Here is a 15,938-nt window from a genome sequence, read left to right on the forward strand (position 1 = left end):
ACCGTAGCAGAGGGGTTTCATGAAGCTTGGCGACATGCAGCAGACGCCCCGGCACCTGATCAATGGGCGCTGGGAGATCGGCACCACCACCGGAGTGAGCGTCAATCCGTCCGACACCCGCGAGGTGGTGGCCGAATATGCGCGTGCCGACCGCAACCAGGCCGGCCAGGCGGTGCGGGCCGCCGCGGATGCGCTGCGCCACTGGGGCCGCACCGCGCCCCGGCGCCGCGCCGACGTGCTCGACTTCGTGGGCAGCGAGCTGCTGGCGCGCAGGGACGAGCTGGGCACGCTCCTGGCGCGCGAAGAGGGCAAGCCCCTGTCCGAGGCCGTGGCGGAAGTGGTCCGCAGCGGCCACATCTTCAAGTTCTTCGCGGGCGAGGCGCTGCGCGCCCCTGGCGAGCTGGCGGCGTCCATGCACCAGGGCGTGCAGGTGGAAATGACGCGCGAGCCGGTGGGCGTGGTCGGCGTGCTCTCGGCCTGGAACTTCCCCTTCGCCATTCCCGCCTGGAAGATCGCGCCGGCCCTGGCCTTCGGCAATGCGGTGGTGTTCAAGCCGGCCGAACGGGTCCCGGCCTGCGGCTGGGCGCTGGCCGAGATCATCGCCCGCAGCGGCCTGCCGGCGGGTGCGTTCAATCTCATCATGGGCAGCGGCCGTGAAGTCGGCCAGACCCTGGTCGACCACCCCCTCGTCGATGCCGTGAGCTTCACCGGCTCGGGCCCGGTCGGCGCACGCATCCTGCGTTCGGCAGCCGCTCGCGGCGCCCGGGTGCAGCTGGAGATGGGCGGCAAGAACCCGCTGGTGGTACTGGCCGACGCAGACCTGGAGCACGCCGCGGAATGCGCGCTGCAGGGTGCCTACGGCTCGGCAGGACAGCACTGCCAGGCCTCCAGCCGCATCGTGGTCGAGGCCCGCGTGCACGACGACTTCGTGGACCGCCTGCACCGGCGCTTGGCGGCCCTGCCGGTGGGCCACGCACTGGAGCGTGGCACCGGCATGGGGCCGGTGGTGGACGAACGCCAGCTGGCGCAGGATCTCGAGCACATCGCGAGAGCCCGCCAGGAGGGCGCGGAGCAGGTCTTCGGCGGAGAGCGCATCGAACGCCCCACGCCGGGCCACTACCTGAGCCCGGCGCTGTTCCTCGCGCGCCCCGAGCACCGGATCGCCCGCGACGAAACCTTCGGCCCGATGGCCTGCGTGCTGCGCGCGGACGATTACGAACACGCCCTGGCGCTCGCCAACGACACGCCCCGCGGCCTGTGCGCGGGCATCTGCACGACCTCGCTGAAGCATGCCATGCACTTCAAGCGGCATGCCCGCGCGGGCATGACCATGGTGAACCTGCCCACGGCCGGCGCGGACTTCCAGGGCGATCGCCGGGAGCCGGGCCACAGCCCGCGCGAGCGGGGCCGCCATGCGGCGGAGTTCTTCACCACGGTCCGCACGGGGTACATGCTGGCCTGAGCCGCCGGCCCCGCCCCTCCCCTTTTTCTACGGTTCCCCTCACAACACCACAAAGACAGGAGACGAAGATGACGAAACTGACCCGACGGACACTGGCCGCGGCCCTCGCATGCGTGCCCGCCGCCACCCTGCTGCCCTCGGCCGCCTGGGCGCAGAAGCCCATCGTGCTGGGCTTCAGCCAGGTCGGCGCGGAAAGCGAATGGCGCACCGCGAACACCGAATCGATCAAGTCCGCGGCCAAGGACGCGGGGATCGAGCTGAAGTTCTCGGATGCCCAGCAGAAGCAGGAGAACCAGATCAAGGCCCTCCGCTCGTTCATCGCCCAGCGCGTGGACGTGATCGCGTTCTCGCCGGTCGTCGAATCGGGCTGGGAGCCGGTGCTGCGCGAGGCCAAGGCCGCCAAGATCCCGGTGGTGCTCACGGACCGCGCCGTGAACGTCAAGGACACCTCGCTCTACGTCACCTTCATGGGCTCGGACTTCGTGGAAGAAGGCCGCAAGGCCGGCCGCTGGCTGGTCAAGAAGATGAAGGACAGCAAGGGCGACGTGAACATCGTCGAGCTGCAGGGCACGGTGGGCTCGGCCCCGGCCATCGACCGCAAGAAGGGCTTCGAGGAAGTCATCAAGGCCGACGCGAAGTTCAAGATCATCCGCTCGCAGACCGGCGACTTCACCCGCGCCAAGGGCAAGGAAGTGATGGAGGCCTTCCTCAAGGCCGAGGGCAAGAAGATCAACGTGCTGTACGCGCACAACGACGACATGGCCATCGGCGCGATCCAGGCCATCGAGGAGGCCGGCCTGAAGCCTGCCAAGGACATCACCATCATCTCCATCGATGCCGTGAAGGGCGCCTTCGAGGCCATGATGGCCGGCAAGCTCAACGTGACCGTCGAGTGCAGCCCGCTGCTCGGCCCGCAGCTGATGGCCGCCGTGAAGGACATCAAGGCCGGCAAGCCGGTGCCCAAGCGCATCGTGACGGAAGAAGGCATCTTCCCCATGGAAACCGCCGCCCAGGAATTCCCCAAGCGCAAGTACTGAGGGCGACAGAACCCCGACCTGTCCGCCCCCCAGTGTCCCACGGGCCTGCCGGCGCCACGCAGGCGGCCCGCCCTTTCCCCGATCCGCCACACCCATAAAAACCAGGAGACCACCCGTGAAAAGAAACTTTCTGAAGACCGCCGCCGCCGTCCTCGCCCTGTGCGCCGCCGGCAGCATCACCGCTGCACATGCCGAGGACAAGGGCAGCATCGGCATTTCCATGCCCACCAAGTCCTCGGCCCGCTGGATCGCGGACGGCGACAACATGGTCCGGGTGCTCAAGGAGCGCGGCTACAAGACCGACCTGCAGTACGCCGACGACGACATCCCCAACCAGCTCGCCCAGATCGAGAACATGGTCACCAAGGGCGCCAAGGTGCTGGTGATCGCCTCGATCGACGGCACCACGCTCTCGCGCGTGCTGCAGAGCGCGGCCGACAAGGGCGTGAAGGTCATCGCCTACGACCGCCTCATCAAGGGCTCGAAGAACGTCGACTACTACGCCACGTTCGACAACTTCCAGGTCGGCGTGCTGCAGGCCCAGTCCATCGTGGACAAGCTGGGGCTGAAGCAGGGCAAGGGCCCGTTCAACATCGAACTCTTCGGCGGCTCGCCCGACGACAACAACGCCTTCTTCTTCTACGACGGCGCCATGAGCGTGCTGCAGCCCTACATCGACAGCGGCAAGCTCGTCGTGCGCAGCAAGCAGACCGGCATGAACAAGGTCGGCACGCTGCGCTGGGACGGCGCGACGGCCCAAGCCCGAATGGACAACCTGCTGTCGGCCTACTACGGCAAGGACAAGCTGGACGCCGTGCTCTCGCCGTATGACGGCATCTCCATCGGCATCCTCTCGTCCCTCAAGGGAGTGGGCTACTGCACGGCCCAGCAGCCCTGCCCCATCGTCACCGGGCAGGACGCCGAGGTGCCCTCGGTCAAGTCCATCCTGAAGGGCGAGCAGACCTCCACCGTGTTCAAGGACACGCGCGAGCTCGCCAAGGTCGCCGCCAACATGGTGGACGCCGTGCTCACGGGCAAGCAGCCCGAGATCAACGACACCAAGACCTACAACAACGGCGTGAAGGTCGTGCCCTCGTACCTGCTCAAGCCGGTGCTGGTCGATCAGTCGAACTGGAAGAAGGTCCTGGTGGACAGCGGCTACTACAAGGAATCGCAGATCAAGTAACGGGCTGGAGCGCCACCCTTTTTGGAAGGGGTGGCGCCCTCAGGCGTGGTGCAGCAGGCAGTGGCGCCCTCCAGCCGGGGAGCGCCGCCGCTGCATCAGGCCGCCCCGACGATTTACCTTCAGCGATGTCCATCGGACGGCAAGACCATGCTTCTTGAAATGCGGAACATCCGCAAGACCTTCCCCGGGGTGGTGGCCCTGGACCGCGTGAACCTGCGCGTGCAGGCCGGCGAGATCCACGCCATCGTGGGCGAGAACGGCGCGGGCAAATCCACGCTGATGAAAGTGCTCTCCGGCGTCTATCCGCACGGCAGCTACAGCGGCGAGATCGTCTTCGATGGCGAGGAACGGCGCTTTTCCGGCATCCGCGACAGCGAGCACCAGGGCATCATCATCATCCACCAGGAACTGGCCCTGGTGCCCCTGCTCTCCATCGCCGAGAACATCTTCCTGGGCAACGAGACCGCCCGCCACGGCATCATCGACTGGATGGAAGCGCACGCCAGGACGCAGGCGCTGCTGCGCAAGGTGGGCCTGCAGGAATCGCCCGAGACCCTGGTGGGCCAGCTGGGCGTGGGCAAGCAGCAGCTCGTCGAAATCGCCAAGGCGCTGTCGCGCCAGGTGCGCCTGCTGATCCTGGACGAACCCACCGCCAGCCTGAACGAGAACGACAGCCAGGCCCTGCTGGACCTGCTGCTGGAGCTGAAAAGCCAGGGCATCACCTGCATCCTCATCTCCCACAAGCTCAACGAGATCTCGCGTGTGGCCGACTCCATCACCGTGCTGCGCGACGGCAGCACGGTGGAGACCATGGACTGCCGCGCCGCGCCCATCAGCGAGGACCGCGTCATCCAGGCCATGGTCGGCCGCGAGATGGCCGACCGCTATCCGCCGCGCACGCCCGAGATCGGGCCCGTGGCCTTCGAGGTGCGCGGCTGGCAGGCCTACCACCCGCAGCGGCCCGAGGCGCCCTTCCTCAAGGGCATCGACCTGCAGGTGCGGCGCGGCGAGATCGTCGGCATCGCCGGCCTGATGGGCGCGGGCCGCACCGAGCTGGCCATGAGCCTCTTCGGCCGCTCCTGGGGCCGGCGCATCAGCGGCGAGGTGCTGATGGACGGGCGCCCCGTGGACGTGGGCACCGTGGAAAAAGCCGTGCGCCAGGGCCTCGCCTACGTGACCGAAGACCGCAAGGGCAACGGCCTGGTGCTGAACGAGGACATCCAGTTCAACATCTCGCTGGCCCACCTGCAAGGCGTTTCCACCGCCGGCGTGATCGACGCCGGCGCGGAGTATGCGGTGGCCCAGGGCTTCCGCGAGCGCCTGCGCATCCGCTCCTCCGGGGTGGACCAGAGGACGCTCAACCTCTCGGGCGGCAACCAGCAGAAGGTGGTGCTGGGCAAATGGCTCTTCACCCGCCCCGAAGTCCTCATCCTCGACGAGCCCACGCGCGGCATCGACGTGGGTGCCAAATACGAGATCTACACCCTCATCGCGCAGCTCGCCGCCGAAGGCAAGTGCGTGATCGTGATCTCCTCGGAGATGCCCGAGCTGCTGGGCATCACCGACCGCCTCTACGTGATGAACGAAGGCCTCTTCGTCGCCGAGATGCCCACGGCCCGGGCATCGCAGGAAAAGATCATGAGCGCCATCGTGAAAGCCCACTGACATGTCTTCCATGACCTCTACGCCCTCCCCCTCCTCCACCGCGGCCGAAGCATCGGCCGGGCCCGCGCGCGCCGCCCGTTCGCCGCTCGACCACGCCCGCCACCACCTGCGCGAATACGGCATGCTGATCACGCTGGTCGCCATCATGGGCTTCTTCCAGTACATGACCGACGGCACCCTGATGGAGCCGCTGAACCTCACCAACCTGCTGCTGCAGAACAGCTACATCGTCATCATGGCGCTGGGCATGCTGCTAGTGATCGTCGCCGGACACATCGACCTGTCGGTAGGCTCGGTCAGCGGCTTCATCGGCGCGCTGGCGGCCGTGCTCATGGTGCAGTACCAGTGGCACTTCGTTCCCGCCACGCTGGTCTGCCTGCTGTGCGGCGGCGTCATAGGCGGGCTGCAGGGCTGGTTCGTGGCGTTCTCGCGCATCCCGTCCTTCATCGTCACCCTGGCTGGCATGCTGGTCTTCAAGGGGCTGGCGCTGGCGCTGCTGGCCGGGCAGTCCGTGGGGCCGTTCCCGGAATCCTTCCAGCGCCTGAGTTCCGGCTTCATCCCCGACTTCTTCAACATGCAGGGCCTCAAGGTGACCTCGCTGCTGCTGGGCGTGGCCGTGGCCGCCGCGCTGGTGGTGGCGGGCATCCGCGCGCGGGCCAACCGCGTGCGCCATGGCGTGCAGGTGGAACCCGCAGCGTTCTTCGTCGCCCGCAATGCGGTGTTCGCCACGCTGATGGTGTATTTCAGCTACCTGCTCGCCTCCTACAAGGGCCTGCCGAACGTGCTGATCGTGATGGCGCTGCTGGTCGTGCTGTTCGACTTCGTCGCCAGCCGCACCACCATCGGCCGGCGCATCTACGCCATGGGCGGCAACGAGAAGGCCGCCAAGCTCTCGGGCATCAAGACCGAGCGCCTGTCGTTCTACGCCTTCGTGAACATGGGCGTGCTGGCGGCGCTCGCCGGCCTGGTGTTCGCGGCCCGGCTGAACACCGCCACGCCGAAGGCGGGCCTCGGCTTCGAGTTGGACGTGATCGCGGCCTGCTTCATCGGCGGGGCTTCGGCCTCGGGCGGCGTGGGCAAGGTCATGGGTGCGGTGATCGGCGCTTTCATCATGGGTGTGATGAACAACGGCATGTCCATCCTGGGCATCGGCATCGACTACCAGCAGGTCATCAAGGGCGTGGTGCTGCTGGCCGCCGTGCTGGTGGACGTGTACCACAAGAACAAGGCCTGACCGCCATGGACCCGATCCTGCAAGCCCCCGCCACGGCAGCCACCGCAGCTGCTGCAGCGCCGGCGCCGGTGCTGGAACTGGCGGGCATCCGAAAGCAGTTCGCCGGCGTGCCGGTGCTGCAGGACGTGCAGCTGCGGCTCTACCCCGGCGAGATCCACGCGCTCATGGGGCAGAACGGCGCGGGCAAGTCCACGCTGATCAAGGTGCTCACGGGCGTGCTCAAGGCCAGCGGCGGCGAGATGCGCCTGGCCGGCCAGCCGGTGTGGCCCGACTCGCCGCTGGCGGCCCAGCGCCTGGGCATCAGCACGGTCTACCAGGAGGTCAACCTCTGCCCCAACCTGTCGGTGGCCGAGAACATCTTCGCCGGCCGCTATCCGCGCCACGGGCTGGCGCAGGGCTGGCGGATCGACGGGGCGCGGATGCAGCAGCGCGCACACGAACTGGTCGCCCGCATCGGGCTGGACATCGACGTGACGTGCCTGCTGTCCGACTATCCCGTCGCCGTGCAGCAGCTGGTGGCGATCGCGCGGGCGCTCAGCATCGATGCGCGGGTGCTGATCCTGGACGAGCCCACGTCGAGCCTGGACGACGACGAGGTGCGCAAGCTGTTCGAGGTGCTGCGCCGCCTGCGCGCCGAGGGCCTGTCCATCGTCTTCGTCAGCCATTTCCTGAACCAGGTCTATGCCGTGTCCGACCGCATCACCGTGCTGCGCAACGGCACCTGGGTGGGCGAATGGCTGGCCGCGGACCTCGGCCCACAGGCGCTGATCGCCGCCATGCTGGGCCGCGAGCTGGTCGCGCAGGCCGCCCATGCGCCGGCGCCGCAGGATGCGGGGGCCACGCCGGCGCCCGCGCTGCTGCAGGCCGAGGGGCTGGGCCAGGCGGGGCAGCTGCAGCCGCTGGACCTGCAGATCCGGCCCGGCGAAGTCGTCGGGCTGGCCGGGTTGCTGGGCGCGGGACGCACCGAGCTGGCGCGCCTGCTGTTCGGGCTGGAGCAACCCGACCGCGGCATGCTGCGCATCGACGGCCGCGCCGTGGCCTTCGCCAACCCCATGGACGCCATCCGGCAGGGCCTGGCCCTGTGCCCCGAAGAGCGCAAGACCGACGGCATCGTGGCCGAACTCTCGGTGCGCGAGAACATCGCGCTGGCGCTGCAGGCGCGCATGGGGGTGGGCCGCTTCCTCTCGCGGCCCGAGCAGGCCGCCCTGGCTGAGCGCTACGTGCAGCTGCTGGGCATCAAGACCGCCAGCATCGAAACGCCCATCGGCCTGCTGTCGGGAGGCAACCAGCAGAAGGCCATCCTGGCGCGCTGGCTGGCGACCGAGCCGCGCCTCCTGATCCTCGACGAGCCCACCCGCGGCATCGACGTGGCCGCCAAGCAGGAAATCATGGACCAGATCCTGCGCCTCGCGCGGTCCGGCATGGCCGTGCTCTTCATCTCGTCCGAAATGAGCGAGGTGGTGCGCGTGGCCCACCGCATCGTGGTGCTGCGCGACCGCCGCAAGGTGGGCGAGCTGCCCGCCGGCAGCAGCGAGGACGTCATCTATGCACTCATCGCAGACCACGAGCATGCCTGATTCGCGCCCTTCCCCCTTCCACCCCGCCGCGCTGCTGCGCCACCGCCTCGCCTGGCCGGTGATCACGCTGCTGCTCCTGCTGGCCGTCAACACGGCCTTCAACCCGGGCTTCCTGCACATCGAATGGCGCGACGGCCATTTCTACGGCAGCCTGATCGACATCCTCAACCGCGCCGCGCCCCTGGTGCTGGTGTCGCTGGGCATGACCATGGTGATCGCCACGCGCGGCATCGACATCTCGGTGGGCGCCACGGTGGCCATCGCCGCGGCCGTGGCGGCCTGGCTGATCGGCGGATCGGTCTCGGCCACCGAAAGCCACTTTCCGCTGCCGGTCGCCATCCTGGGCGCGCTCGGCGTGGCGCTGCTGTGCGGCCTCTGGAACGGCGTGCTGGTGGCCAGGGTGGGCATGCAGCCCATCATCGCCACGCTGATCCTGATGGTGGCGGGCCGGGGCATCGCCCAGCTCATCACCGACGGGCAGATCATCACCATCTACTACACGCCCTATTTCTTCATGGGCGGCGGCTACCTGGCCGGGCTGCCGTTCTCGCTCTTCGTGGCGGGAGCGGTGTTCGCGGTGCTGTATCTGGCCGTCACGCGCACGGCCCTGGGCCTCTTCATCCAGGCCGTGGGCGTCAACCCGACGGCGGCGCGGGTGGCCGGAGTGCAGGCGGGCCGGCTCATCCTGGCGGCCTATGTGTTCTGCGGCGTGTGCGCGGGCATCGCGGGCCTGCTCATCAGCTCCAATGTGAAGAGCGCGGACGGCAACAACGCCGGCCAGTTGATGGAACTGGACGCCATCCTGGCCGTCACGCTGGGAGGCACGGCCCTCACCGGCGGCCGCTTCAGCCTCGCCGGCAGCGTGATCGGCGCGCTCATCATCCAGACGCTCACCTACGCCATCTATTCGCTGGGCGTGCCGCCCGAAGTCAACCTGGTGGTCAAGGCCGTGGTGGTGTTCGTGGTCATGCTGCTGCAGTCGCCCGAATTCCGCGCCCAGGCGGGACTGCTGGTACGCCGCCCCGCTGCCCGGAGGGCCCTGCCATGAGCGCCGTCATGCCCCCCGCCACGACCGCCGCATCATCCGGCGCACGCGGCCCGCGCCTGAACGCCCGGTACCTGCCGCTGGCCGCCACCATCGCGCTCTTCGTGGCCATGGCCACGCTGGGCTCGGTGCGCTACACGGGCTTTTTCTCGGCCCAGGTGTTCCTCAACCTGCTGATCGACAACGCCTTCCTCATCATCGTCGCGGTGGGCATGACCTTCGTGATCCTCTCGGGCGGCATCGACCTGTCGGTGGGCGCCGTGGTCGCGCTGACCACCATGGTGTTCGCATCGCTGGTGGAGCGCCACGGCTGGAGCCCCGCGGCGGCCGTGCCCGTGGTGCTGGCGATGGGCCTGGGCTTCGGCGCGTTCATGGGGCTGCTCATCGAGCGCTTCCGCCTGCAGCCCTTCATCGTCACGCTGGCCGGCATGTTCCTGGCCCGGGGCCTGTGCTACCTCATCAGCATCGACTCCATCAGCATCACGCACGAGGGCTATTCGGAACTCGCGCAATGGCGCCTGCAGCTGACCGAGACCGCCTCCCTCTCGCTGGGCGCGCTGATCGCCATCGCCGTGGTGCTGGCCGGCATCTTCGTCGCGCACTGCACGCCCTTCGGCCGCGCGGTCTACGCGGTGGGCGGCAGCGAGCATTCGGCGGTGCTGATGGGCCTGCCCGTGCGCTCCACGCTGGTGGGCGTCTATGCCCTGTCGGGCCTGTGCTCGGCCCTGGCCGGCGTGGTCTTCACCTTCTACATGCTCTCGGGCTACGGCCTGCATGCCGTGGGCATGGAGCTGGACGCCATCGCCGCCGTCGTCATCGGCGGCACGCTGCTCACCGGCGGCGTGGGCTACGTGGCCGGCACGCTGTTCGGCGTGCTGATGCTCGGAATCATCCAGACGCTCATCTCCTTCGACGGCACGCTCAGCTCGTGGTGGACACGCATCGCCGTCGGCGTGCTGCTGTTCGTCTTCTGCCTGCTGCAGCGCCTGCTCACGCGCCGCTCCGGCCGGCGGCGATGACCGCCGCCGCCTTTTTCCGCTTCCTTTCCCCGCATCCCTCCCGAGCCCCAAGATGACTACTCCCCCGCGCAAACTCCGCTCCGCCGAATGGTTCGGCACGGCCGACAAGAACGGCTTCATGTACCGCAGCTGGATGAAGAACCAGGGCATCCCGGACCACGAATTCGACGGCCGCCCGATCATCGGCATCTGCAACACCTGGTCCGAGCTCACGCCCTGCAACGCGCACTTCCGCAAGATCGCCGAGCACGTCAAGCGCGGCATCTACGAAGCGGGCGGCTTCCCGGTCGAATTCCCGGTGTTCTCCAACGGCGAATCCAACCTGCGCCCCACCGCCATGCTCACGCGCAACCTGGCCAGCATGGACGTGGAGGAAGCCATCCGCGGCAACCCGATCGATGCGGTGGTGCTGCTCACCGGCTGCGACAAGACCACGCCCGCGCTGCTGATGGGCGCGGCCAGCTGCGACGTGCCGGCCATCGTGGTCACGGGCGGGCCCATGCTCAACGGCAAGCTGGCGGGCAAGGACATCGGCTCGGGCACGGCCGTGTGGCAGCTGCACGAATCGCTGAAGGCCGGCGAGATCACCGAGCACCAATTCTTCGCGGCCGAGTCCGGCATGTCGCGCTCGGCCGGTACCTGCAACACCATGGGCACGGCCAGCACCATGGCCTGCATGGCCGAATCGCTGGGCACCTCGCTGCCGCACAACGCCGCCATTCCGGCCGTGGATGCGCGCCGCTACGTGCTGGCGCACATGTCCGGCAAGCGCATCGTCGAGATGGCGCACGAGGGGCTCACGCTCTCGAAGATCCTCACGCGCGAAGCCTTCGAGAACGCCATCCGCACCAATGCCGCCATCGGCGGCTCGACCAATGCCGTCATCCACTTGAAGGCCATCGCCGGCCGCATGGGCGTGCAGCTCGACCTGGAGGACTGGACCCGCATCGGCCGCGGCACGCCCACGCTGGTGGACCTGCAGCCCTCGGGCCGCTTCCTGATGGAAGAGTTCTACTACGCGGGCGGCCTGCCCGCCGTGCTGCGCCGCCTGGGCGAGAACGGCCTGCTGCCCCATCCCGGCGCGCTCACCGTCAACGGCAAGAGCCTCTGGGACAACGTGCGCGAGGCGCCCCAGTACAACGACGAGGTGATCCGCCCGCTCGACAACCCGCTGATCGCGGATGGCGGCATCTGCATCCTGCGCGGCAACCTCGCGCCGCGCGGCGCGGTGCTCAAGCCCTCGGCCGCCACGCCCGAGCTGCTCCGCCACCGGGGCCGCGCCGTGGTGTTCGAGAACCTGGAGCACTACAAGGCGCGCATCGTCGACGAGGACCTGGACATCGACGAGACCTGCGTGATGGTCATGAAGAACTGCGGCCCCAAGGGCTACCCCGGCATGGCCGAGGTGGGCAACATGGGGCTGCCGCCGAAGCTGCTGCGGCGCGGCGTGAAGGACATGGTCCGCATCTCCGACGCCCGCATGAGCGGCACGGCCTACGGCACCGTGGTGCTGCACGTGGCGCCCGAGGCCGCGGCCGGCGGCCCGCTGGCCGCCGTGCGCGACGGCGACTTCATCGAGCTGGACTGCGAACAGGGCCGCCTGCACCTGGACATCAGCGACGAGGAACTGGCCGCGCGCCTGGCCGAGCTGGCCGCCATCGACCACGGCGGGCGCGGCGGCTACCAGCGCCTCTACGTCGATCACGTGCTGCAGGCCGACGAGGGCTGCGACTTCGATTTCCTGGTGGGGTGCCGCGGTGCTGCCGTCCCTCGCCACTCACACTGACCATTGCGCCCATAGATTCCATGCCAGCAACACACTCTGCCCAATCCCCCCGCTACCGCGGCATCTTCCCGGTCGTGCCGACCACGTTCCACGAGGACGGCGGCCTCGATCTGGAGAGCCAGAAGCGCTGCCTGGATTTCATGATCGATGCCGGCGTCGATGGCCTGTGCATCCTGGCGAATTTCTCCGAGCAGTTCTCGCTGTCGGACGCGGAGCGCGAGACGCTCACGCGCACGTCGCTGGAGCACGTGGCCGGCCGGGTGCCGGTGATCGTCACCACCACCCACTACGGCACCCGGGTATGCGCCGAGCGCAGCCGCGCCGCGCAGGACATGGGCGCCGCCATGGTCATGGTGATGCCGCCCTACCACGGCGCCACCTTCCGCGTGCCCGAGGCGCAGATCCACGCGTTCTACGCCCAGGTGTCCGACGCGATCGACATTCCCATCATGGTGCAGGACGCCCCGGCCAGCGGCACGGTGCTGTCCGCCCCGTTCCTCGCCTGCATGGCGCAGGAGATCGAGCACCTGGCCTACTTCAAGATCGAGACGCCCGGTGCCGCCAGCAAGCTGCGCGAGCTGATCCGCCTGGGCGGCGACGCCATCGAAGGCCCCTGGGACGGCGAAGAAGCCATCACCCTGCTGGCCGACCTGGACGCGGGCGCCACCGGCGCGATGACGGGCGGCGCCTTCCCGGACGGCATCCGTCCCATCATCGAGGCCCACCGCCAGGGCGACATGGACCAGGCCTTCGCGCTCTACCAGCGCTGGCTGCCGCTCATCAACCACGAAAACCGCCAGGGCGGCATCCTCACGGCCAAGGCACTGATGAAGGAAGGCGGCGTGATCGCCTGCGAGGCCGGCCGCCACCCGTTCCCGCCCATGCACCCCGAGGTGCGGCGCGGCCTGATCGACATCGCGCGCCGGCTCGATCCGCTGGTGCTGCGCTGGGCCCGCTGAGCTGCAAGCCATGAACGGCTCCGCCGCCGACCTCCAGGGCACCCGCCTCGTCGCGCTCGACTGGGGCACCAGTTCGCTGCGCGCCTACCGCCTGGGCGACGGGGCCCGCGTGCTGGAACTGCGCCATCGTCCCTGGGGCATCATGCATCTGCCCCCGGCGCCGGCCGGCGCCGACGCCAGCCCCGAAGCCGCCTTCGAGCGCGCCCTGCAGGACACCTGCGGCGACTGGCTCGCCGCCGCGCCGCACCTTCCGCTGCTGGCCTGCGGCATGGTGGGCAGTGCCCAGGGCTGGCGCGAGGCGCGCTACCTGCACACCCCCACCTCGCTCGACGCGCTGGCCCAGGGCCTGACCCGCGTGGAGCGCCCCGGCGGCCAGCCGCTGCACATCGTGCCCGGCCTGCTGCAGCCCGGCGAGCTGCCCAACGTGATGCGCGGCGAAGAGACCCAGGTGCTGGGCGTGCTGGCCCTGCGGCCTGCCGAGGACGCCTGCCCCTGGCTGGTCGGCCTGCCCGGCTCCCACAGCAAATGGGTGGTGGCGCAGCATGGCGGCATCGCGGGCTTCCACACCTTCATGACCGGCGAGGTCTTCGCCGCCCTGCGCAGCCACACCATCCTGGGCAAGACCATGGCCGCAGCCGCGGCACCAGGCGCGCAGGACGGCGCCGTGCCAGACGACGCAGCCTTCGTGCGCGGCCTGCAGGTGGCGAGCGGCAGCGATGCCGGCCTGGGCCTGCTCTCTCACATCTTCAGCACGCGCACGCTGGGCCTCACCGGCGTGCTGCCCGCCGGCGCCCAGGCCGACTATCTCTCGGGCCTGCTGATCGGCCACGAGGTCGCGGCACTCGCCCGCGTGCATCCGCCGGGCGGCTCGGCGGCGCCTGTCCAGTCCCTGCTCTGCGGCGAGCCCGACCTGTGCCGCCGCTACGCCCTGGCCCTGCGGCTGCAGGGCTTCGCGGAGCCCGCCATCGCCGCGCAGGCCACGCCCACCGGGCTCTGGCAGATCGCCCAGGCCGCCGGGCTGCCGGCCCCGGGCGCGCCGCAGCAACCATCTTCCGCAGAAAGCCTTGCCGCATGACCCCCATCGACCACACCCTGTTCCACGCCCTGCAGCGCTGCGGCCTCATCGCCATCCTGCGCGGCATCCAGCCCCATGAGGCCGAGCCCATCGGCCAGGCCCTCTACGACGCGGGCTTCCGCATCATCGAGGTGCCGCTCAACTCGCCGGAGCCACTCTCCAGCATCCGCGCGCTGCGCAACGTCCTGCCGGCCGACTGCGTGGTGGGAGCGGGCACCGTGCTGTCAGCCCAGGACTGCGCCGACGTGGCCGAGGCCGGCGGGCAGATCATCGTCATGCCGCACAGCGATGCGGCCGTGATCCGCGCCGCGCGCGCGGCGGGTCTCGCCTGCGCGCCCGGCGTGGCCACGCTGACCGAGGCCTATGCGGCGCTGGCCGCCGGCGCCAGCCTGCTCAAGCTCTTTCCGGCCGAGGCCCTGCCCCCGTCCGTGCTGAAAGCCTGGCGCGCCGTGATCCCGCCCAGCGTCGCGCTGGCGCCCGTGGGCGGCATCGCGCCCGAAAGCATCGCGGCCTATGCGGCCGCGGGCGCCAGCGGCTTCGGCCTGGGCTCGGCCCTGTACCGCCCCGGCAACGGCGCCGCCGACGTGGCCCGCAAGGCCGTGGCCTTCATCCAGGCCTGGCACGAGGCCTACGGCATGGCGCGCACCTGCGGACAGGGCACCGCGCCCGGCGCCGCGGCGGCGGCCCCGGCCGCCCGCCCCCCGCTCAACGCCGCCACGGTTTCCTGACATTTCCCCCACCATGAAGATCACCCGACTGACCACGTTCCTGGTGCCCCCGCGCTGGTGCTTCCTGAAGATCGAGACCGACGAGGGCATCGTCGGCTGGGGCGAGCCCGTGCTCGAAGGCCGCGCCCACACCGTGGCCGCCGCCGTGGAGGAACTGGCCGACTACCTCGTCGGCAAGGACCCCCGCCACATCGAAGACCACTGGACGGTGCTCTACCGCGGCGGCTTCTACCGCGGCGGCGGCGTCCACATGAGCGCGCTGGCCGGCATCGACCAGGCCCTCTGGGACATCAAGGGCAAGGCCCTGGGCGTGCCGGTGTCCGAACTGCTGGGCGGCCAGGTGCGCGACAGGATCCGCGTCTATAGCTGGATCGGCGGCGACCGGCCGGCGGAGACCGCGCGCCAGGCCCGTGATGCGGTCGGCCGCGGCTTCAGCGCCGTGAAGATGAACGGCACCGAGGAGATGCAGTACGTGGACAGCTTCGACAAGGTGGAACGCTGCCTGCAGAACGTGGCCGCAGTGCGCGAGGCCGTGGGTCCCCACGTGGGCATCGGCGTGGATTTCCACGGCCGCGTCCACCGGCCCATGGCCAAGGTGCTGATCAAGGAACTGGAGCCCTACAAGCTCATGTTCATCGAGGAGCCGGTGCTCAGCGAGCACGACGAGGCGCTGAAGGAGATCGCCCGCATCTCTTCCACGCCCATCGCGCTGGGCGAGCGGCTCTATTCGCGCTGGGACTTCAAGCGCGTGCTGCAGGAGGGCTATGCCGACATCGTGCAGCCCGACCCTTCGCACGCCGGCGGCATCACCGAGACGCGCAAGATCGCCTCGATGGCCGAGGCCTACGACGTGGCCCTGGCCCTGCACTGCCCGCTGGGCCCGATCGCGCTGGCGGCCAATCTGCAACTCGATGCCGTCTGCTACAACGCCTTCATCCAGGAGCAGAGCCTGGGCATCCACTACAACCAGGAAAACGACCTGATGGACTACGTGTCCAACCCCCAGGTCTTCGCCTACCAGGACGGCATGGTCACCATTCCGCGCGGGCCCGGCCTGGGCATCGAGGTCAACGAGGACTACGTGCGCGAACGCGCCCGGCAGGGCCACCGCTGGCGCAACCCGGTCTGGCGCCACCGGGACGGAAGCTTCGCCGAGTGGTAGGCC

General features: G+C 69.4%; 13 protein-coding genes. All 13 read left to right on the forward strand.

Translation table 11 applies throughout. From position 1 onward, the window contains the following. Positions 1-19: 19 nt before the first annotated feature. The 13 genes from Q9R47_RS09300 (at position 20) to dgoD (ending at position 15,935) form a co-directional block, all read left to right on the forward strand. Positions 20-1,462 (forward strand): aldehyde dehydrogenase family protein, encoded by a 1,443-nt coding sequence (locus Q9R47_RS09300; RefSeq protein ID WP_311232920.1) that lies wholly within the window; start codon positions 20-22, stop codon positions 1,460-1,462. A gap of 68 nt (positions 1,463-1,530) precedes the next feature. Next, on the forward strand, positions 1,531-2,499 hold the full coding sequence (locus Q9R47_RS09305) for an ABC transporter substrate-binding protein (RefSeq protein ID WP_311232921.1): 969 nt from the start codon (positions 1,531-1,533) through the stop codon (positions 2,497-2,499). Between the two features lie 115 nt (positions 2,500-2,614). Continuing rightward, the gene (gene chvE / locus Q9R47_RS09310; RefSeq protein ID WP_311232922.1) at positions 2,615-3,685 is read left to right on the forward strand and encodes a multiple monosaccharide ABC transporter substrate-binding protein; all 1,071 of its coding nucleotides are present in this window, start codon (positions 2,615-2,617) and stop codon (positions 3,683-3,685) included. Between the two features lie 147 nt (positions 3,686-3,832). Then, entirely contained in the window at positions 3,833-5,350 is a 1,518-nt protein-coding gene (gene mmsA / locus Q9R47_RS09315) for a multiple monosaccharide ABC transporter ATP-binding protein (protein WP_311232923.1), read from the forward strand. A 1-nt stretch (position 5,351) separates the two neighbouring features. Then, positions 5,352-6,584 carry a multiple monosaccharide ABC transporter permease gene (mmsB, locus tag Q9R47_RS09320; protein WP_311232924.1) on the forward strand — a complete coding sequence of 411 codons (1,233 nt, stop codon included), beginning with the start codon at positions 5,352-5,354 and terminating at the stop codon, positions 6,582-6,584. A gap of 5 nt (positions 6,585-6,589) precedes the next feature. Continuing rightward, entirely contained in the window at positions 6,590-8,161 is a 1,572-nt protein-coding gene (locus Q9R47_RS09325) for a sugar ABC transporter ATP-binding protein (RefSeq protein WP_311232925.1), read from the forward strand. After that, positions 8,154-9,209, forward strand: coding sequence for an ABC transporter permease (locus tag Q9R47_RS09330; RefSeq protein ID WP_311232926.1), 1,056 nt, complete (start codon positions 8,154-8,156; stop codon positions 9,207-9,209). The genes Q9R47_RS09325 and Q9R47_RS09330 overlap by 8 nt, the downstream gene beginning before the upstream one ends. Next, complete coding sequence (gene yjfF, locus Q9R47_RS09335) at positions 9,206-10,225, forward strand: galactofuranose ABC transporter, permease protein YjfF (protein WP_311232927.1); 1,020 nt, start codon at positions 9,206-9,208, stop codon at positions 10,223-10,225. The genes Q9R47_RS09330 and yjfF overlap by 4 nt, the downstream gene beginning before the upstream one ends. Before the next feature lie 52 nt (positions 10,226-10,277). Then, the gene (locus Q9R47_RS09340) at positions 10,278-12,011 is read left to right on the forward strand and encodes an IlvD/Edd family dehydratase (RefSeq protein ID WP_311232928.1); all 1,734 of its coding nucleotides are present in this window, start codon (positions 10,278-10,280) and stop codon (positions 12,009-12,011) included. Between the two features lie 20 nt (positions 12,012-12,031). Then, complete coding sequence (locus Q9R47_RS09345; RefSeq protein ID WP_311232929.1) at positions 12,032-12,970, forward strand: dihydrodipicolinate synthase family protein; 939 nt, start codon at positions 12,032-12,034, stop codon at positions 12,968-12,970. A 10-nt stretch (positions 12,971-12,980) separates the two neighbouring features. Continuing rightward, a complete protein-coding gene (locus Q9R47_RS09350) occupies positions 12,981-14,045 on the forward strand; it encodes a 2-dehydro-3-deoxygalactonokinase (protein WP_311232930.1) in 1,065 nt (354 codons plus the stop codon). Further along, a complete protein-coding gene (locus tag Q9R47_RS09355; protein WP_311232931.1) occupies positions 14,042-14,773 on the forward strand; it encodes a 2-dehydro-3-deoxy-6-phosphogalactonate aldolase in 732 nt (243 codons plus the stop codon). Before Q9R47_RS09350 ends, Q9R47_RS09355 begins: the two co-directional genes overlap by 4 nt. Positions 14,774-14,786: 13 nt before the next feature. After that, positions 14,787-15,935, forward strand: a complete 1,149-nt coding sequence (dgoD, locus tag Q9R47_RS09360; protein WP_311232932.1) for a galactonate dehydratase — start codon at positions 14,787-14,789, stop codon at positions 15,933-15,935. Positions 15,936-15,938: the final 3 nt, after the last annotated feature.

It is taken from the genome of Acidovorax sp. PRC11, assembly GCF_031844105.1.
Lineage (GTDB): Bacteria > Pseudomonadota > Gammaproteobacteria > Burkholderiales > Burkholderiaceae_C > Paracidovorax.